Annotated in this window: 19 protein-coding genes and 1 pseudogene; 6 read left to right on the forward strand and 14 right to left on the reverse strand. The window is 53.5% G+C overall.

Annotated features, from left to right (window positions below):
• Positions 1-8: 8 nt before the first annotated feature.
• From gltD to ACH1XZ_RS13825, 3 genes and pseudogenes are all read left to right on the forward strand, one after another.
• Positions 9-1,427, forward strand: a complete 1,419-nt coding sequence (gltD, locus tag ACH1XZ_RS13815; RefSeq protein WP_395596011.1) for a glutamate synthase subunit GltD — start codon at positions 9-11, stop codon at positions 1,425-1,427.
• A gap of 203 nt (positions 1,428-1,630) precedes the next feature.
• A complete protein-coding gene (locus ACH1XZ_RS13820; protein ID WP_395596012.1) occupies positions 1,631-2,716 on the forward strand; it encodes a PDDEXK nuclease domain-containing protein in 1,086 nt (361 codons plus the stop codon).
• 24 nt (positions 2,717-2,740) lie between these two features.
• A pseudogene (locus ACH1XZ_RS13825) lies at positions 2,741-2,921 on the forward strand (hypothetical protein); the annotation flags it as partial.
• 57 nt (positions 2,922-2,978) lie between these two features.
• Here ACH1XZ_RS13825 and ACH1XZ_RS13830 read toward each other — a convergent pair.
• The 12 genes from ACH1XZ_RS13830 to zapE form a co-directional block, all read right to left on the reverse strand.
• Complete coding sequence (locus ACH1XZ_RS13830) at positions 2,979-3,818, reverse strand: StfH/YfcO family fimbrial adhesin (protein ID WP_395596013.1); 840 nt, start codon at positions 3,816-3,818, stop codon at positions 2,979-2,981.
• The gene (locus ACH1XZ_RS13835) at positions 3,818-4,339 is read right to left on the reverse strand and encodes a fimbrial protein (RefSeq protein WP_395596014.1); all 522 of its coding nucleotides are present in this window, start codon (positions 4,337-4,339) and stop codon (positions 3,818-3,820) included. The genes ACH1XZ_RS13830 and ACH1XZ_RS13835 overlap by 1 nt, the downstream gene beginning before the upstream one ends.
• Positions 4,339-4,812 (reverse strand): fimbrial protein, encoded by a 474-nt coding sequence (locus tag ACH1XZ_RS13840; protein ID WP_336285551.1) that lies wholly within the window; start codon positions 4,810-4,812, stop codon positions 4,339-4,341. Before ACH1XZ_RS13840 ends, ACH1XZ_RS13835 begins: the two co-directional genes overlap by 1 nt.
• Positions 4,809-5,225, reverse strand: a complete 417-nt coding sequence (locus tag ACH1XZ_RS13845) for a fimbrial protein (protein ID WP_395596060.1) — start codon at positions 5,223-5,225, stop codon at positions 4,809-4,811. The genes ACH1XZ_RS13840 and ACH1XZ_RS13845 overlap by 4 nt, the downstream gene beginning before the upstream one ends.
• A 95-nt stretch (positions 5,226-5,320) precedes the next feature.
• A complete protein-coding gene (locus tag ACH1XZ_RS13850) occupies positions 5,321-6,064 on the reverse strand; it encodes a fimbria/pilus periplasmic chaperone (RefSeq protein ID WP_395596015.1) in 744 nt (247 codons plus the stop codon).
• 15 nt (positions 6,065-6,079) lie between these two features.
• On the reverse strand, positions 6,080-8,650 hold the full coding sequence (locus ACH1XZ_RS13855; protein WP_395596016.1) for an outer membrane usher protein: 2,571 nt from the start codon (positions 8,648-8,650) through the stop codon (positions 6,080-6,082).
• Between the two features lie 131 nt (positions 8,651-8,781).
• Complete coding sequence (stfA, locus tag ACH1XZ_RS13860; protein WP_395596017.1) at positions 8,782-9,342, reverse strand: fimbrial major subunit StfA; 561 nt, start codon at positions 9,340-9,342, stop codon at positions 8,782-8,784.
• 667 nt (positions 9,343-10,009) lie between these two features.
• The gene (sspB, locus tag ACH1XZ_RS13865; RefSeq protein ID WP_035891185.1) at positions 10,010-10,510 is read right to left on the reverse strand and encodes a ClpXP protease specificity-enhancing factor; all 501 of its coding nucleotides are present in this window, start codon (positions 10,508-10,510) and stop codon (positions 10,010-10,012) included.
• Positions 10,511-10,514: 4 nt separating this feature from the next.
• A complete protein-coding gene (gene sspA, locus ACH1XZ_RS13870) occupies positions 10,515-11,153 on the reverse strand; it encodes a stringent starvation protein SspA (RefSeq protein WP_185667785.1) in 639 nt (212 codons plus the stop codon).
• 300 nt (positions 11,154-11,453) lie between these two features.
• Complete coding sequence (gene rpsI / locus ACH1XZ_RS13875) at positions 11,454-11,846, reverse strand: 30S ribosomal protein S9 (RefSeq protein ID WP_000829815.1); 393 nt, start codon at positions 11,844-11,846, stop codon at positions 11,454-11,456.
• A gap of 15 nt (positions 11,847-11,861) precedes the next feature.
• Positions 11,862-12,290, reverse strand: a complete 429-nt coding sequence (rplM, locus tag ACH1XZ_RS13880; RefSeq protein ID WP_035891189.1) for a 50S ribosomal protein L13 — start codon at positions 12,288-12,290, stop codon at positions 11,862-11,864.
• 290 nt (positions 12,291-12,580) lie between these two features.
• A complete protein-coding gene (gene zapE, locus ACH1XZ_RS13885; protein ID WP_395596018.1) occupies positions 12,581-13,708 on the reverse strand; it encodes a cell division protein ZapE in 1,128 nt (375 codons plus the stop codon).
• Positions 13,709-13,906: 198 nt separating this feature from the next.
• Here zapE and zapG point away from each other — a divergent pair, with 198 nt between their 5' ends.
• From zapG to degS, 3 genes are all read left to right on the forward strand, one after another.
• Positions 13,907-14,305, forward strand: a complete 399-nt coding sequence (zapG, locus tag ACH1XZ_RS13890; protein ID WP_035891191.1) for a Z-ring associated protein ZapG — start codon at positions 13,907-13,909, stop codon at positions 14,303-14,305.
• A gap of 138 nt (positions 14,306-14,443) precedes the next feature.
• Entirely contained in the window at positions 14,444-15,820 is a 1,377-nt protein-coding gene (gene degQ / locus ACH1XZ_RS13895; protein ID WP_395596019.1) for a serine endoprotease DegQ, read from the forward strand.
• Between the two features lie 169 nt (positions 15,821-15,989).
• Complete coding sequence (degS, locus tag ACH1XZ_RS13900) at positions 15,990-17,057, forward strand: outer membrane-stress sensor serine endopeptidase DegS (RefSeq protein ID WP_395596020.1); 1,068 nt, start codon at positions 15,990-15,992, stop codon at positions 17,055-17,057.
• 74 nt (positions 17,058-17,131) lie between these two features.
• Here the strand turns inward: degS and ACH1XZ_RS13905 are convergent, their stop codons facing one another.
• Together ACH1XZ_RS13905 and ACH1XZ_RS13910 are read right to left on the reverse strand one after the other, a co-directional pair.
• Positions 17,132-17,845 carry a hypothetical protein gene (locus ACH1XZ_RS13905; RefSeq protein WP_395596021.1) on the reverse strand — a complete coding sequence of 238 codons (714 nt, stop codon included), beginning with the start codon at positions 17,843-17,845 and terminating at the stop codon, positions 17,132-17,134.
• A 55-nt stretch (positions 17,846-17,900) separates the two neighbouring features.
• A complete protein-coding gene (locus tag ACH1XZ_RS13910; RefSeq protein WP_395596022.1) occupies positions 17,901-19,202 on the reverse strand; it encodes an oxalacetate decarboxylase subunit beta in 1,302 nt (433 codons plus the stop codon).
• Between the last annotated feature and the right edge of the window lies 1 nt (position 19,203).

Below are 19,203 nucleotides of genomic sequence, written 5' to 3' on the forward strand. Positions count from 1 at the left end.
AGGTCATCATGAGTCAGAACGTTTATCAATTTATCGACCTGCAGCGCGTTGATCCGCCAAAGAAACCGCTGAAGATCCGCAAGATCGAGTTTATTGAGATCTACGAGCCGTTTTCCGAAGGCCAGGCCAAAGCACAGGCAGACCGCTGCCTGTCCTGCGGCAACCCGTACTGCGAGTGGAAATGTCCGGTACATAACTACATCCCGAACTGGCTGAAGCTCGCCAACGAAGGGCGTATTTTTGAGGCAGCCGAGCTGTCGCACCAGACCAACACCCTGCCAGAAGTCTGCGGGCGCGTTTGCCCACAGGATCGTCTGTGCGAAGGTTCCTGTACGCTGAACGACGAGTTCGGCGCGGTGACCATCGGCAACATCGAGCGCTATATCAACGATAAAGCGTTCGAGATGGGCTGGCGTCCAGACCTGACCGGCGTGAAGCAAACCGGTAAGAAAGTCGCCATCATCGGTGCAGGCCCAGCGGGCCTGGCATGCGCAGACGTGCTGACCCGTAACGGTGTGAAGGCGGTGGTCTTTGACCGTCATCCTGAAATCGGCGGTCTGCTGACCTTCGGTATCCCGGCCTTCAAGCTGGAAAAAGAGGTGATGACCCGCCGCCGTGAAATCTTCACCGGTATGGGTATTGAGTTCAAACTCAACGTCGAAGTGGGCCGTGATGTTCAGTTAGACGACCTGCTGAAGGATTACGATGCGGTCTTCCTGGGCGTGGGTACCTATCAGTCCATGCGCGGCGGCCTGGAGAACGAAGACGCGTCCGGCGTATTCGACGCTCTGCCGTTCCTGATTGCCAATACCAAGCAGATTATGGGCTTCGGCGAAACTACCGAAGAACCGTATGTCAGCATGGAAGGCAAGCGCGTGGTGGTATTGGGCGGCGGTGATACCGCGATGGACTGCGTGCGCACTTCCATTCGCCAGAACGCCTCTCACGTTATCTGTGCCTATCGTCGTGACGAAGAGAACATGCCGGGTTCAAAACGCGAAGTGAAGAACGCGCGTGAAGAAGGTGTGGAATTCCAGTTCAACATCCAGCCGCTGGGCATTGAAGTAAACGCGAATGGCAAAGTGAGCGGCGTGAAGATGGCGCGCACCGAAATGGGCCAACCGGATGCGAAAGGCCGCCGTCGTGCGGAGATCGTCGCCGGTTCCGAGCACGTAATTCCCGCAGATGCCGTAGTCATGGCATTTGGCTTCCGCCCACACAGCATGGAATGGCTGGCGAAACACAGCGTTGAGCTGGACTCTCAGGGCCGTATCATCGCCCCTGAAGGCAGCGATAACGCCTTCCAGACCAGCAACCCGAAAATCTTCGCCGGTGGTGACATCGTGCGTGGTTCGGATCTGGTGGTAACGGCAATCGCCGAAGGCCGTAAAGCGGCTGACGGGATCATGAACTACCTGGAAGTGTAAAAACCTCTCCAGGCCCCCTGTATCAATTCACATTGATTCAGGGGGCCTGTTTCTTATTCACACATTCGCACCAGTCCTGGAAAGCGATTCACAAATACTGATGCAAGTTCATGTAATGCCATCGGCATGGATTGACGGCATTAGACCCCGAGCGTATTGATAGCGATATATTTTCATTTCGCAACTATCACGCCAGGGAAGACATGATCACTCTCACCTCGACACACCATGCTGAGGATTATCAGCAAGTCCATGATGGTATTATTCATTTATTAGATAGCGCCCGGACAGAAACGGTCCGCAGCATCAACGCCATTATGACGGCAACCTACTGGGAGATTGGCCGTCGAATTGTCGAATTTGAGCAAGGTGGTGAAGCGCGAGCGGCTTACGGAACTCAACTGATTGAACGTCTATCCGTCGATTTAAACCAGCGATACAAGCGTGGGTTTTCCACGGGAAATCTACGACAAATACGAGCTTTTTATATTTATTTTCAACACATTGAAATTCAGCAGACAGTGTCTGGTGAATCCTCTCGCCTTACCCAGCTAGCCAAAATTTTCCCGCTTCCCTGGTCAGCCTATGTCCGCCTTCTATCGGTTAAAAATCCCGAGGCCCGCACCTTTTACGAGAAGGAAACATTACGTAACGGCTGGTCAGTACGGCAGCTAGATAGGCAAATCGCCACCCAATTTTACGAACGAACATTATTGTCCCACGACAAACATGCCATGTTGCAGCAGGCCGCCCCCACCGTCGCTGAGGTTACGCCAGAACAAACAATACGCGATCCGTTCATTCTTGAATTCCTCGATCTGAAGGACGAGTATTCTGAATCTGACCTTGAAGAAGCACTCATAAACCATCTAATGGATTTTATGCTGGAACTCGGTGATGACTTTGCCTTTGTGAGTCGTCAGCGTCGGTTACGCATTGACGATAGCTGGTTTCGAATTGATCTGTTGTTCTTCCACCGCCGCTTACGCTGCCTGCTCATCGTTGACCTCAAGGTTGGCAAATTCAACTACGCCGATGCCGGACAAATGAACATGTACCTGAATTACGCCCAGGAGCATTGGACAATGCCAGGAGAGAATCCGCCCGTAGGATTAATCCTGTGCGCGGAAAAAGGTGCCGGCGAAGCTCACTATGCTCTAACCGGTTTACCTCATAAAGTCCTTACCAGCGAGTACAAAATGCAGTTACCTGATGAGAAATTACTGGCGGATGAACTCGTCCGTTCACAAATGACACTGGCTGCGCAGAAAGTCGAATCAGATGAATAATAAATCTGCTTTTGTACATCAGGGAAGCACAGCATTGAGCTTGATTCTCAAGGCCTTGGGTATGATTCAGCCTGAAGGCAGCGATAACGCCTTCCAGACCAGCAACCCGAAAATCTTTGCCGGTGGTGATATCGTGTGTGGTTCGGATCTGGTGGTAACGGCAATCGCCGAAGGCCGTAAAGCGGCTGACGCGATCATGAACTAGCTGGAAGTGCAAAACCATTCAGGCTCCCCGCAACCACCGGGGAGCCTCTATGCTCTTCTATAGCTGATCCAACACATACTGGAAGCTACAGGTCGCTTTCACCGTTCCCGTGCCGATGTTTTTGGTATTCACCGACACGTTGATATCATGTAAAGCGACATTATCCAACGCGTAAGGCGACGCGACCGTGGTCACATTCGCATTATCACACCCCCGCACGCTCAGCGTGACGCCCGAGCCGACAAACCGACAGTAGGCTCCCCGTTCGTCAAACTTGCTTTTATCGCACAGGGAACCGCTTTTCATCAGGTAGGTTTTCAGCGTTGAGGAAACCGTTCCACCCGTTGAGGTAATTGACAGCACCGTATCATGCTTCACCACGTTGGGGTCCCAGGAAATATCATAGGTATCAACCGGCACGGTAGGACAAATGGTGCTACGCACATTCGGTGATTGCCACGTCGCTTTTGACAATGCATCGGTAGAGACGGAGTACAAACTGGCGACCCATGGGCAACCAAAGTCGTCGCTTTGCAGGGTAATGCTCAACGTATACGAACCACAATTTTTCCAGTCAGAAGGCAAATTCGGACAGTTGGAACGGTCCGCTTTATTATCAAAACTTTTAATCTTGATAGTGGGTGCAGTACCCGGCGTCCCAGTCCATGACTCCAGAGGTAATGTTGACCCTGCGTATCCCCTTAATGTCCAGACACCGTAAGAAATCCCTTTTGGGGTCGCCACCGCTACATTTAACTTAACATTACTCATACCACTCTGGCCGATCGCGTAATAGAGCGTCACGCTTTCAAACGTCGCCTTTACCGTCGTTTTTGCGAAGACCTGGCTGCAACCCACCACCATCAGCATTAAAAACAGAATCAGCGCTTTTCTCATTATAAGTACTCGAAAGCGACGTTCGCCGTCGCGCTAAAGGTTCCTGGCGTAATCACATCGCCATCCAGCGCCTGAATCCAGGCATTAAAACTCAGCGTGTTTAGCCCGTTGTTTAAGGTAAGCTTGGCCCCTGTAGCACTATTAACCTCCACCTGTGTACCCGCTGCGGTTTCAATGCCAATAGCAATACCGCCAGCATTTGAGGCGGCGTCCAGTGCCAGAAACCCGTTCATACCGCTTGCCGTGGTGCCGGAAAATTTGACCTTCACGCCATCGCTTAACGTCGTTTTGCAATCTTTCAGTTGCAGCGTAAAAGGGATATGGGCAGACTGCCGGCGAACGGTCAGATCCGCCGCGCTTACCGGCGAAAAAACCACTTCCGCCAGCGTGTTGCCATTCACCACTAGCTGACAAACATCGGCGACCAGTTGGCCGGTAAAATGGATGTTATTATCCGCCGCGGCGGTAGACATCATCCCGAGCCACAGCATCACCGCACAACGCGTTCTCCTTGCCATCATTATTGAATCTCCATCAGCAACGTGGCCCAGGCTTCAAATGGGCCTTCCTGCAAGGCCGCACCGCTTTTCTTGACCGGGACGGCCTGGAGTAACGGCAACGCTAATACGCTCACCTCTAACCCTTCACCGATCCGCAACGGCTGACCGTTCTGGCGGATCTCGATCCCCAGACCATCAACGTCGGTCGCAATGCCCGCGGGGTTAAAATCGCTTACCGCCCCGCTCATCGTTATTTTCATGGTGGGAACACTATCCCGAGGACCGACGCGACAAGAGATATTGCAGAGGATCGGCTGAATAAAGTTGTTGCCGTCGATCTTGTCGATCGCAACCTTCGCAAAATCAATTTCGATGACCTCGTCGTTGTTGATGATGCAGGGCGACGATTCAATTAACGTGCCGGTGAACTGGAGGTTTTCCGCGGCATACAGCGAGAAGCAGCTAAACCACAAACTCAGAATCATTTTGTTCATTGATAATCCACCACCAGCGTTGCCGCCGCGCTGAAATCCTGCGCCTGGAGCGTCGTTCCGCTTGCTTTCACCAGTGCCGCCTCAAGCGGTACGCCGGAGGTGGAGCTATAGGTAAAACCGAGCCAGTTGTTAGTACCGATCGGTACCAGCGTTTGGTCGCTGGCCTGCTGAATGCGAATCCCCAACCCATCGGCACTGGTCTTTAACACCGATTCACCGTTTACCGTCATTGCGGTACCCTGAATTTGCAGTTTCAGATAATCGATGGCCCGCCCGCTACAGTTCAGCGAATAGTTCACGGGTTTGACGTTGTTCACACCGTCGACTTCGCTCACCAGTACATCGCCAAACGCCACCGTACCGCCGGTTACCGTACAGGGCGGTGCACCGTTCACCAGCACAATCAACTTCATATTGACCGTTTTACTCACGCCGTGTGCGCTACCAAGAAACAGCGCCAGCGCAGCGGCACAGCAGCATCGCAGAGTGTTTCCGCCGCCAAAAATGCTCACGATTTTCTACTCTTCTCGGCGTTGACCGCGCATTCGCTGGCATTGCAGTCAAAGACCAACGGCAGACGCGCGCCGTAATCGTTCACGTAGGTCAGCACCGGGTTTGCACCCAGATCCGTCGCCGCAGACTTCATCAGTTGATGACTCAACGGCGGGATGACCATCGGTTCAAACCCCTTCGCCGCTATGCCGTCTTTGTGGCTGCTGGCGTTGCTCAAAATGACGTAGTAGCCGGTAGGATTGTTGACCTGATACCGGCCGCCGACTTTCTCCAGCGTTACGCGGTGCTGCCACGGATTCTGCGGGTCGACGTTAGCCAATGATGTTGGGCGGTAAAACAGCTTAATGCGCGTCTGTAAGGCGATTTGCAGCGTGTTGGGCTTTTCGTTTTTTGGCGGGATCTCACGCACGTTGTAGAAGAATAGGCTCTCTTTGTCCTGAGGCAGCGCGCTTAATCCCGGCATGCCCTGGATTTTGACCTGCCCGATGCCGTTAGCCTCTATGCGCTGGACGGGAGGAACCACCACCAGCGGCGAGGTGATACGCTCGCCCTTTTCATCTTCTATCCATGACTGGGCCAGGTACGGCAGCTTTTCGCTGGCATTTTTTAAGTCCACGCTAATGGCGCGATCGTCACCTTTAAACACCAGACGGGTGCGATCCGGCGCGACGGCAGCCTGAGTCGCGTAGCTGGCCAGCATCAGGCTGCTGATAAGCAATAACCGATAATTCCCTTTCATCTTCAATTCCTTGTATTAATTCACTCTGCGCGCACCGGGCTGGTGTACATCCTGACAAGGGAGCAACAGCCCACCGTACAGATCTTTTGGCAGCACCTGCGGTAGCGTAATGTCGCACTGCGGTTTCTCGTCCCACAGCACCTGCAAGATTTGCCCCGGATTCACGCCTATCAGATAGACGCTGCCATCGCCATCCACCATCCCGACCTGCTGCTGCTGTTCGTTACGTACTTCGGCCCCAAACGGAGGATATCCACCGCCTGGCATTCTGATCACCGCCATCGCTTTTTCGCCGCTGATCACTTCCATATGGCGATATCCAATGGCCCCTTCCGTTAGCGTGGCTTGTGTGACAGAGTGAATGGCCTCCGCGTTTTCTGGCAGCCTGGTAAGGTCGATACGCACCTGATTACGGTAGTAATCGTTAATATCGGTCAGTACCGCTTTACCGAAGACGTTGGTATAGGCAGGGGTGTCGTAGCCGCCGACCGGAATATCGGCTTCATCGCCGACATCCACCAGTAGACGCGTGCCGCCGGTAATCCCCGAACGGTGCAACGCCCCGCCCTGAGCCGTGAGCGTCGCACCGCCCTGCAACGACAGGCCGCCTGAGACATACTCGCCTTCCTGGTAGTTCATGCTGGCATCAATATCCGCAAAATTGGCGGTGTGGCGGTAATAGCCGTCCATCGTGGCACCATCGTTACCATGCCCGACGTTAATCTGATAGTTATTGCTGTCGTCGAGGCGTTCGTAATAGCCCACCTGATGAGTGTTGTCGTCGCCGCTGAATGAACCGTTGTAGCTCAGCGTCCGGTCATTCCCCCACGGCACGCTCAGAGACACAAAGACGCCGTCATCCGTTTCGTGGTCATATTCATTGCGATAGCCATTAACCGACAGACTGATATTGCGTACATCGCCAAGATTGAAAAAATGGGAAATCGTCAGGTTGTAGCTGTCCTCATCCGACCGATTCCAGTATGTGCGATGCGTAAAATTCACGTATGCGTTGATGTTCGCATCCGTAAAATTCTGACTGTAGGTCAGGGTATACATCTCCTTGTCATGACCGCTGCGTACCCGGTCATTGTCGCGGCTCTGCGCATCGAGATATTCATCCATGGTCATATAGTTCTCTTCCGAGAACCGGTAGCCTGCAAAGGTCAGGCGGCTATCCATACCGTCAAAATCTTTCGCATAGCTGGCACGAAAAGAGTTGCCTTGAATACTGCCATCACCATATTCACTGCTTTCCGGCAGCACGGCGCGTGAGTGGGTAAGATCGAACGACAGCGCCCCCAGCACCGCCATATCGCGGCCAATACCCAGCGCCAACGCCTGATAGTCGCTTTCGCCGATCCCGCCGCCGTACAGCGACCAGCCGTTGGTGATACCCCAGGAGGCTTCACCGCTGGCAAATACCGAGCCTTGCACATGGTGATCCCAATCTTGCGGGCGGCCGAGAGCCATTTTGTAGCGCACCTGACCCGGGCGTGTCAGATAGGGAATAGAGGCGGTGCTGACGTCATACTCCTGCACCTGCCCGTTTTGTTCTTCAATGCGAACATGCAGGTCGCCGGAGACGGCTTCGTTGAGATCCTGAATACGGAATGGCCCCGCAGGCACCTGCGCTTCATGGAGCACTCGTCCCTGCTGGGTAATCGTCACTTTAGCGTTGGTGCGCGCCACCCCCGAAATATCCGGCGCGTATCCGCGGAGATTTGGGGGCAGCATCTGATCGTCGGTGACCAGGCTGCCACCTACGTAGTTAAAGCTATCGAAAATATCCGACGTCAGGGCATCTTCGCCAAATTTCAGCTGCGCTCCCAGCGCCGGGATAGCGCGATAAGCGTAATAGCGGCTCCAGTCCCAGTCGCGTTCGGTTTGCGATGAAGCGTATCGGGAGGTGCTATCCTCGTTCTGGTGACGATAGCTTGCCTGCCAGTCAGCGCGAAAACGCCATGCCCCGAGATTCGCCCCCAGGGTGCCGTTGCCGCTGACATCGTATTGATCGCCGTCGTGATGCGCGGAGTGTCGCCATTGGTTATTGACGTTATAGTCAAATAACAGGCCGGAAATACCGTCATCCCAGCGAGAAGGTGGATCCCAGTCTTTGTCGGTATATTCCAGATAAGCCTGAGGGATCACCACCGTTAGCGTCGATTTACCTAATTCAGTCTGTGTTTCAAAACCTTCAAGCGGGTGTGATTGCAGACATGCGCCGTCATTTACCCATTGTAGTTTTTCAACGATATCGGCTCGTAAACCAAACTTAGCGACCAACTCCGGTGATAAGCACGGGATATTATTATCGTCATCATTTTTTTCTGGTGCATAGGTGATAAGGCTATCCTGGGATATCTGACTCTGGTTAACCATAACCTGAAGTGCATATTTCCCTGCCATTACATACCCCTTGCGCGAGAACCGGCTAAGATCGAGTTTCGCCCCTTCTTTTAGATCAAGAAACTGGGTATTAAACTGAATGGCATCTTCCGCATAGCTATCATAATGTGCGAAGAATAATGCCAAGCCGATAAATAGCGGCAGTGCATCTAAACGAAAAGATGAAGAGTGGTTCATCCGATATCTGTCCCTGATATTCTGGCATGGCAGAAAGCACTGTGAATCCATAGAAAAAGAATGGATCAAGCAATTATTATTATTTTTGAATACTCTTTCCTGCGGCATCATGCCGCAGGAAAGTACAGCCCTTACAGGTAGCTAATTGCGAAATTCACCACGCTGCTGAATTCGCCAGTATCAATTGTCGTTGCGCCAGCATCGCCTTTAACCCAGGCTTTAAAGTTCAGGGTTTGTTCTGCCAGACCAACGCTTTTGGCATCTAAAGTCAGCGCCTGACTGTCAGCGTCACCCAGTTTGATCTGTGCGCCTTTGTAGGTTGCCAGAACAATGCTGGAGCCTGCCATTTCGCCATTTGTGCCCATCAGAGCGATATTGCCAGCATTAGCGGTTGATTCATTACCGGTTGCAGAGAACACCGTAGACATGGTGGTTTCCGTGGTAAAAGTACAATTTTCCAGGCCAATTTTAAAATCAACCGCAGAAGACTGACCACCGTTCAGAAGAGAGGCAGTACCAATGTGGCCCAGATTGACGGTCTGATGCTCATCACCGACAACAATTGAGCACGGGGAATCTTCAATAGTACCGGTAAAGGTTACCGTACCGGTATTAGTCCCAGCAGCATTTGCAGATACAGCAATCCCCATGGCAAGTGATGCCGCTACCGCTGTTTTTACTACAGTTTTCATTTTTCATCCTTAAAAGCAACATTATTATATAAGCATGTTAATAACCGTTGTATTAACGGAGGGATACATGCTCAAACCCCAATCGGCAATTAATTATTCTATTAACGACTTCACTTTATAAGAGAGTGACGGATAATACTATTTCATTATCACAAGATCCCTATTTACTGACATCAGGAATATAACTTGTGCAAATTAATATTATTTGGAGATCATTACTTCCGAATAAGTATAGGACTATATCCTTGGCTAGAAACCACTAATTACTTAACCATTAATTAAGAATAAATAATGCCAACCGGTTTCATCCACACAGGAAATAAAAAGCATTAACTTTCATACAAAAAATACATTTTCATACGAAAAAACACCCAACTGCATAGACTATGAAAATGCTTAGCCACAACCTGTTTTCAAAAACATTTTAAATATTTCCAATAAATTGGCACTCTTCTTTTGAAGAACTGTATTTTTTACATTACGATTTATATATATTTATTTGAGGAAAAACTGCGTTTATAAAATAGACTGTGGAAAATAGATTCTGTGGGTTTATTTTATTGGGGATAATATATAATCTGGAATGAACATAGCTTGAGGGTATGAGAAGGGTATTAAATAAAAAAGCGATATCCTTTCTATGAAAAGATATCGCCAGGATGAGGTATTACTTGACGACGCGAAGTGCCGGACGCCCACCGCGCGGCGGCGGCGGCGTATCGTCTGGATCGTTGTCATCACTGATATCGGGCTTATCGCCATCAATCACCGACATCACCGTTTCGCTTCCACCGTTATCCACGGCTTCATCATCGTTGAAGCTGTCCGCATTCTCGTCGTACGCGGCTTCAGGTTCGAACATGGTTCCAGCGCCGTTTTCGCGGGCATAGATAGCCAGCACGGCGGCCAGCGGAACGTTAACCTGACGCGGTACGCCGCCAAAGCGCGCGTTAAAACGCACTTCATCGTTGGCCAGTTCAAGATTGCCCACCGCACGTGGCGCGATGTTCAACACGATCTGTCCGTCACGCGCGTACTCCATAGGTACGTTCACGCCTGGCATCATCACATCGACCACCAGATGCGGCGTCAGCTGGTTATCCAGCAGCCACTCGTAAAACGCACGCAGCAGGTACGGGCGGCGTGGAGAAAGCTGTGAAACTTCCATTCAATTAACCCCGGCCAAGGCGCATTTCGCGCTCGGCTTCCGTTAAAGAGGCGAGGAAAGAATCACGTTCGAAGACGCGAGTCATATAGCCTTTCAGCTCTTTCGCACCGGCGCCAACCAGCTCGATGCCCATCACAGGCAAACGCCACAGCAGTGGAGCCAGGTAGCAATCAACGATACTGAACTCGTCGCTCAGGAAGAACGGCTTCTGAGTGAAGACCGGCGCAATCGCCAGCAGCTCTTCACGCAGTTGCTTACGCGCAGCATCAGCCTGAGCAGCGGAACCGTTCATCACGGTGTTCATCAGTGAGTACCAGTCTTTCTCAATGCGGTGCATGTACAGGCGGCTTTCACCGCGTGCGACCGGGTACACAGGCATCAGCGGCGGATGAGGGAAACGCTCATCCAGGTATTCCATAATGATGCGTGACTCCCACAGAGTCAGTTCACGATCCACCAGTGTCGGTACGCTTTGATTCGGGTTGAGGTCAATCAGATCCTGCGGTGGATTGTCCTTTTCCACGTGCTCTATCTCAAAGCTGACGCCTTTCTCAGCCAGCACGATGCGGACCTGATGGCTATAGATGTCAGTAGGACCAGAAAACAGCGTCATTACCGAACGTTTGTTGGCAGCGACAGCCATGAAAACCTCCAGGTATATTCAGAATTTTTACTGCTACCAGCCGCAACGGCGGCCAGCCAGATGATTAGCCTTATCTGCACGCTGTACGACATTCCTCGTTAACGAATTAAACAAAAAATGAACAATCGCGCGCATTTGGGCAGAAAATTGGATGATAGTCTACCAGATTTTGAACGGCTTGTGGTGAGGGGATTCCGGAAAAGCGGAAAAAGAGCCCAACGGCTTTCGGTTTACAGGCATAAAAAAACCCGCCGGAGCGGGTTTTTTTCGCCAATTGTTGTCTGCCGAAGCAGAAACAAATTAACGTTTGGAGAACTGAGGACGACGACGTGCTTTACGCAGGCCGACTTTCTTACGTTCAACCTGACGAGCATCACGAGTAACGAAGCCAGCTTTACGCAGTTCGCCACGCAGGGACTCATCGTACTCCATCAGAGCGCGGGTGATACCGTGACGGATCGCACCAGCCTGACCAGAGATACCACCACCTTTAACAGTGATGTACAGATCCAGTTTCTCAACCATGTCGACCAGTTCCAGCGGCTGACGAACTACCATGCGGGCAGTTTCACGACCGAAGTACTGTTCCAGAGAACGTTGGTTGATAACGATTTTGCCGTTGCCCGGTTTGATGAAAACGCGAGCTGCGGAACTTTTGCGGCGACCAGTGCCGTAGTATTGATTTTCAGCCATTGCCTATAATCCCGATTAGATGTCAAGAACTTGCGGTTGCTGTGCCGCGTGGTTGTGCTCGTTACCTGCGTAAACTTTCAGTTTACGGAACATTGCACGACCCAGCGGGCCTTTTGGCAGCATGCCTTTAACCGCGATTTCAATCACACGCTCAGGATGGCGAGCAATCATCTCTTCAAAGGTCGCTTCTTTGATACCACCGACGTAGCCGGTGTGGCGATAGTACACTTTGTCAGTACGCTTGTTGCCGGTTACAGCAACTTTATCAGCGTTCAGAACGATGAGGTAATCACCAGTATCCACGTGCGGAGTGTATTCCGCTTTGTGCTTGCCGCGCAGGCGCAGAGCCAGTTCGGAAGCCAGACGGCCCAGAGTTTTACCGGTCGCGTCAACAACATACCAGTCGCGTTTTACGGTTTCTGGTTTAGCTGTAAAAGTTTTCATTAAAAGCTTACCCAAATAAATTAGTTACACGTTGGTGAACACCCAAACGTTTTGTCAGTTGAGGTTCACACGACATTGTCCAGCAAACCTACCCCTTCGAATAGCCTATGCCGGCGCAGAGAAAGTTTTGGGAAAAAAACTCTCTTGTAACGTGGGGTCGCAAGATTATAGAGAAGTCGGGGTCAAAGATCGACCCCTTTATGTGATTTGCCGCGGGTTTTTCGGGGTTTGGGGATGTGCGGCCTGATGCCTTCGCCCCCAGCCCCTCTCCCACAGGGAGAGGGTGGAATTTATGGCATGTGCGGGCGCTTCAGGTACTCTTCGCTCTGCATCTCCTGCAAACGCGACAGGCAGCGCTGGAACTCAAACTTCAGCCGCTCCCCCTGGTAAATGTTGTAAAGCTCAACCTCGGCGCTCACCACCAGCTTCACGTGGCGTTCATAGAACTCATCCACCAGCGCGATAAAGCGGCGGGCTTCGCTCTCCAGCAGCGGCGTCATCACCGGCACGTCATACAGCATCACAGTGTGGAACAGGCGTGAGAGCGCAATATAGTCGTGCTGGCTACGCGCATCGACGCACAGCGTGGTAAACGATACCGCCAGCGTCTGGTTCTCAACGCCGAGCGTTGGCAGTTGACGGTGATTTATCTCAAGCGTCGTCTGGTTTTGCTGCGGCGTTCCCGCCAGCGCCAGCCACAGTTTGTTCATCTGCTGGCGAGTATCATTATTCAGCGGGGAAAGCCACAGATGCGCCTGCGTTAACGTACGTAGTCGGTAGTCGATACCCGCGTCCACGTTCATGATGTCGCAGTGCTCTTTAATGGCTTCAATTGCCGCCAGGAAGCGCGCGCGCTGCAAACCGTTTCGGTAGAGCTCATCCGGTGGAATATTGGATGTCGCCACCAGCGTAATACCGCGGGCAAACAGCGCCTTCATCAGCCCCCCCAGCAGCATCGCATCGGTGATATCGGAAACAAAAAACTCATCGAAGCAGAGCACGTCCGTTTCAGCCTTAAAACGCTCCGCCACGATTTCCAGTGGGTCGCTATGCCCCTGTAATTCACCCAGTTCTTCATGCACCCGCAGCATAAAACGGTGGAAGTGCAGACGCTGCTTACGCGTGCCGGGCAGACTCTGATAGAACATGTCCATCAGCCAGGTTTTACCGCGCCCTACGCCGCCCCACATATAAAGGCCGCGAACGGAATGCGGTGCGTCAGACGCTTTCTTACCCAGCAGTTTGCCAAAGCGCGCACGCAGGCCACCACCGCCGGAGACGGGAGCGGGCGTTTTGTTTTGCAGTTCCTGGTAAATGGTGTCGAGGCGGTTGACCGCCTCGCGCTGAACGTCATCAGGTTGATGACTGCCCTCTTCGAGAGCCTGAAGATAGCGCGATGTGGGGGACTGGCTTTGCATGATCTAATTGTTATTCCTTTGAAAACCGGTATGTCTTACTTCACGATTGACTAAAAAAAGTCCGTTCTACACTACGCGATGATGCGTCAGGATTCCACTTCTACGGGATTAGCGGTTATAGTGGCACTATCGGGCGCTGGCATGGAGTTGCCGAAGCCGCCAATACCCTATGGAACTATAAAACAACGGGAGATGTTCATGACCTGGGAATACGCGCTAATTGGGTTAGTTGTCGGTATCATCATTGGTGCCGTGGCCATGCGTTTTGGTAATAGCAAATTACGTCAACAGCAGGCGCTGCAGTACGAGCTGGAGAAAAACAAAGCCGAGCTGGAAGAGTACCGCGAAGAGCTGGTCAGCCATTTTGCGCGCAGCGCAGAACTGCTCGATAACATGGCGGACGACTATCGTCAGATTTATCAGCACATGGCGAAAAGCTCCAGCAACCTGCTGCCGGGCATGTCTCCGGACGCCAACCCGTTCCGTAACCGTCTGGCCGAATCCGAAGCGGGTAACGACCAGGCGCCGGTTCAGATGCCGCGCGACTATTCTGACGGCGCATCCGGCCTGCTGCGCGGTAGCGCAAAACGCGATTAATCTGCATTCCAGAAATATTTCACGGGCGCATCACTTGCGCCCGTCCTCTTCTGCTCACGCCGACTATATTTACTTCAATAACATCAGTCTTTTCGGGAAGTATTGTCCTTGAATCCAGGGTCATGAGGGCCAGCATCAATGAAGAAATCGACTTTACTGTTAAGTGCATTGGCATTAAGCATTGGATTTTCGCTTGCCGTACCGGCTCCGGTACTGGCCTCGCTGCCAACGCAGGTGCCGGGTCAGGGATCACTGCCAAGTCTTGCGCCAATGCTGGAGAAAGTACTGCCTGCCGTGGTGAGCGTGAAGGTTGAAGGTACTGCTCCGGTTAATCAGCAGGTTCCGGAGGAACTGAAGAAATTCTTTGGCGATGACGGCAGTAACCCGGCAAATGAGCCAACACAGCAGTTTGAAGGGCTGGGTTCCGGCGTCATCATCGACGCCATCAAGGGCTATGTGCTGACCAACAATCATGTGGTGAGCGACGCGCAGAAAATCAGCGTGCAGCTCAACGATGGCCGCGAATTTGAGGCCAAACTTATCGGCAGCGATGATCAAAGCGATATCGCTCTGCTGCAAATCCAGAAAGCCAGCCATCTGACGCAAATCGCTATCGCCGACTCCGATAAGCTGCGCGTAGGCGATTTCGCCGTCGCCGTCGGCAACCCGTTCGGCCTCGGTCAGACCGTAACGTCCGGGATTGTTTCAGCGCTGGGTCGCAGCGGGCTGAACCTCGAAGGGCTGGAAAACTTTATTCAGACCGATGCCGCCATTAACCGCGGTAACTCCGGCGGTGCGCTGCTTAACCTGAACGGCGAATTGATTGGCATCAACACCGCCATTCTGGCTCCCGGCGGCGGCAGCATCGGTATCGGCTTCGCTATCCCGAGCAATATGGCGCAAACCCTGGCGCAGCAGTTGATTCAGTTTGGTGAAATCAAACGTGGTCTACTCGGCATTCGCGGCATGGAGATGACGGCCGATATCGCGAAAGCGTTCAACCTTGATGTCCAGCGCGGCGCGTTCGTCAGTGAAGTGCTGCCAAACTCGGGCTCAGCCAAAGCCGGGATTAAGTCCGGCGATGTCATAACCAGCCTGAACGGTAAACCGCTGAACAGCTTTGCTGAACTGCGTTCCCGTATTGCCACCACGGAACCGGGCTCGAAGGTCAAACTGGGCCTGCTTCGCGAGGGCAAACCGCTCGAAGTGGAAGTGACGCTGGATAAAAGTACGTCATCCACCGCCAGCGCGCAGCTCATTATCCCGGCGCTGGAAGGGGCAACGCTGAGCGACGGCCAGGCGAAAAGCGGCACCAAAGGCGTGGTTATCTCCAACGTTGAGAAAGGCAGCCCAGCGGCTCAGGTTGGCCTGCATAAAGATGATGTCATCATCGGCATCAACCGCCAGCAGACCGCGTCAATTGCTGAACTGCGCAAGGTGCTGGAAACCAAACCGGCGGTAATTGCTTTGAACGTCATGCGTGGCAACGAGAGCATCTACCTGCTGATGCGTTAATCCTTAATCATGCTGTAGGCCGGATACCGGCAGTCGGTAGAAGATTACCGGATGGCGGCGTAAACGCCTTATCCGCCTACGGCTCAGCCCCTCGGAAACCAGACATAGCATATGTCTGGTTAACTCGTGGTATGCTTCGCTCAGTTTCCTTATCAACGATGCCTGTATCATGCTTCTAAAGCTCTTACGTTCTGTCGCACTAGGCTTACTGGTTGGCGGCATATTGATTGTTACCGTCCCGTCTTTGCGCCAGTGGAACCCGTTAGCCACTCCGCGCTTTAACAGCACGGACGAAACGCCTGCCAGCTACAACTCGGCGGTGCGCCGTGCCGCACCTGCGGTGGTTAACGTCTATAACCGCAGTCTGAACAGCAACACGAACAGCCAGCTCGAGATCAAAACGCTCGGTTCCGGCGTGATTATGGATCAACGCGGATACATCGTTACCAATAAGCACGTCATTAACGATGCGGACCAGATTATCGTCGCACTACAGGACGGTCGCGTGTTCGAAGCGCTGCTCGTCGGCTCCGATAGCCTGACTGACCTTGCGGTGCTCAAGATTAACGCCACCGGCGGTCTGCCGGTCATTCCGATTAATCCAACCCGCGTGCCACACATTGGCGACGTGGTACTGGCTATCGGCAACCCATATAACCTCGGCCAGACCATCACCCAGGGGATCATCAGCGCCACCGGTCGTATCGGCCTGAACCCAAGCGGTCGACAGAACTTCCTGCAAACCGATGCCTCCATCAACCACGGTAACTCCGGCGGCGCGCTGGTGAACTCGCTGGGCGAACTGATGGGCATCAATACCCTTTCGTTTGATAAGAGCAACGACGGCGAAACGCCAGAAGGGCTAAGCTTTGCCATCCCGTTCCAGCTGGCGACCAAGATTATGGATAAGCTTATCCGTGATGGACGCGTAATCCGCGGCTTTATCGGTATCAGCGGTCGTGAAATCGCACCGCTGCGCACACAGGGCGGCGGTATCGATCAGATTCAGGGGATTGTAGTTAACGAAATTGCGCCAGACGGCCCCGCCGCGCAGGCCGGTATTCAGAACAACGACGTGATTATCTCAGTGAACGGTAAACCGGCGGTTTCCGCGCTGGAGACCATGGACCAGGTGGCGGAGATCCGCCCAGGTTCAGTGATTCCCGTCGTGGTCATGCGTGACGATAAGAAGTTAACGATGCAGGTAACGATTCAGGAATACCCGGCATCAAACTAATATGCCGTAGCCCGGACGAGGCGCAAAGCGCCGACTCCGGGGAAAGCCCGCCATCGACGCCAGCATCACGGCGCTTAATCAACAAAAACCGGCCCCGCTGGAAAATGCGCCAGAAAATCGGTGAAGATCAGCAGTGCAGGCAAACGCTCTTCCTCCACCGGATATTCCCGCAGTTCCTTATCCAGAACCATCAGATTTAGCTCCCCTTCTTCCCCCAACACGCCGCCTAGCCAAAGCAGCCGCTGAGCCTGCTGTCTGGCATACTGCGAGCTGCTGCGCCAGGCCACCAGATGCAGCAGCGTTTGTAGCAGAATGACGTGCGGGGTATGACCATCGCGGTGCAACCGCCGGAAAACGGGTAAAGCGACGCTGCGCACTGTGGCAAACCCACTCAGAGGTTCATCATCCCAATGGGGAAAATCCACCGCGAATTTTTTAACGCCGTCGCACAAGCGGTTATGCGTCAGCGGCTGCTCCTGCCCACTCATATTGCCCGCAGCCAAACATAATAGCCCAATGCCTTGCACCCAAGCGGCTTCTGCCTGAATCAGCGCCTGCGGAATAGCGCTCTTCGCCAGCAGCGTAGTCTGGTTTGCTGCACGAAGCCCAGCGTCATAGCATTGCGCAAACAGCACCTGGCTATCCGGGTTGTTATCACCGGACCAGGGCAGCAAATGTAATGACGGTTCCAGGGTGGTGATATGACCGAGGGCTTCTGCAATATAGCGCATCACGGTCTCTTTTGACGGCATTGAAATAGCCTGACGAACAGCAATCATCTCACTCATTATCGATCCCTCACTGTTTGCAGGAGCGGGAAACCCCGCTCCTGAGAATGACGAATTACATCGCCAGCACGTACTTCAGCATCACGCCTGCGGCAATCGCCGAGCCAATCACCCCGGCAACGTTCGGCCCCATCGCGTGCATCAGCAGGAAGTTCTGCGGGTCTGATTCCAGGCCTACCTTGTTCGATACACGCGCCGCCATCGGCACCGCCGAGACCCCCGCTGAGCCGATAAGCGGGTTGATTTTGTTTTTACTGAACATATTCATCAGTTTCGCCATCAGCACGCCAGCCGCCGTGCCAATCCCGAACGCAACCACCCCCAGCAGCAAAATGCCCAGCGTCTGCGGCTGCAAAAATTTATCCGCCACCAGCTTGGCCCCCACCGACAGCCCGAGGAATATCGTCACGATATTAATCAGCCCGTTCTGCACCGTATCGCTCAGACGCTCGACTACGCCGCTTTCGCGCATCAGGTTACCGAAGCAGAACATGCCCAGCAGCGGCGCGGCGTCCGGCAGCAGCAGCGCCACCAGCAGCAACAGCACCACCGGGAAGAGGATTTTTTCCCGCTTACTGATGGTACGCAGCTGCACCATGCGGATTTTGCGCTCCTTTTCGGTGGTCAGCAGCTTCATAATCGGCGGCTGAATCAGCGGCACCAGCGCCATATATGAGTAGGCCGCCACCGCAATCGCCCCCAGCAGTTCCGGGGCCAGCTTGCTGGAGAGGTAAATCGCCGTCGGGCCGTCCGCGCCGCCAATGATGCCGATTGCCGCCGCCTGCGCCAGCGTAAAGTGGATTACACCGAAGTAGTTCAGCGTCAGCGCCCCCAGCACGGTGGCGAAGATACCAAACTGTGCCGCCGCGCCCAGCAACAGGGTGCGCGGGTTGGCCAGCAGCGGGCCGAAGTCGGTCATCGCGCCGACGCCCATAAAGATAACCAGCGGCGCGACGCCGGAGCCAATCGCCACTTTATAGAACAGCGCCAGCACCCCCGGTGTGTAGCCCATGTCCACCGCCAGATTTTCCATCTGGCCCTGCACCGACGGCAGCGCCAGCGCTAACGCCTCCTTGATGGCGTGCACGTCAGGCGCACAGTTAAGCTTCGCGGCAATCACCGCCAGCTGCCCGGCGTCGTGGTGCGCCAGCAGGCTCTCCAGCGCGGTCAGCGCCATGCCGGCTTCCGGGATGTTGGAGAGCAGGCCGCCGAAGCCAATCGGCAGCAGCAGCAGCGGCTCAAACTTCTTCGCAATCGCCAGCCACAGCAGCAGCAGGCTGACCAGCAGCATGATGGCCTGGCCTGCGCCAAGGTGCATCAGCCCCATGCCCTGGAACAGGGCGTTCAGACTTTCCATT

The organism is Kluyvera chengduensis, assembly GCF_044197065.1.
In the GTDB taxonomy this organism is placed as follows: domain Bacteria; phylum Pseudomonadota; class Gammaproteobacteria; order Enterobacterales; family Enterobacteriaceae; genus Kluyvera; species Kluyvera ascorbata_C.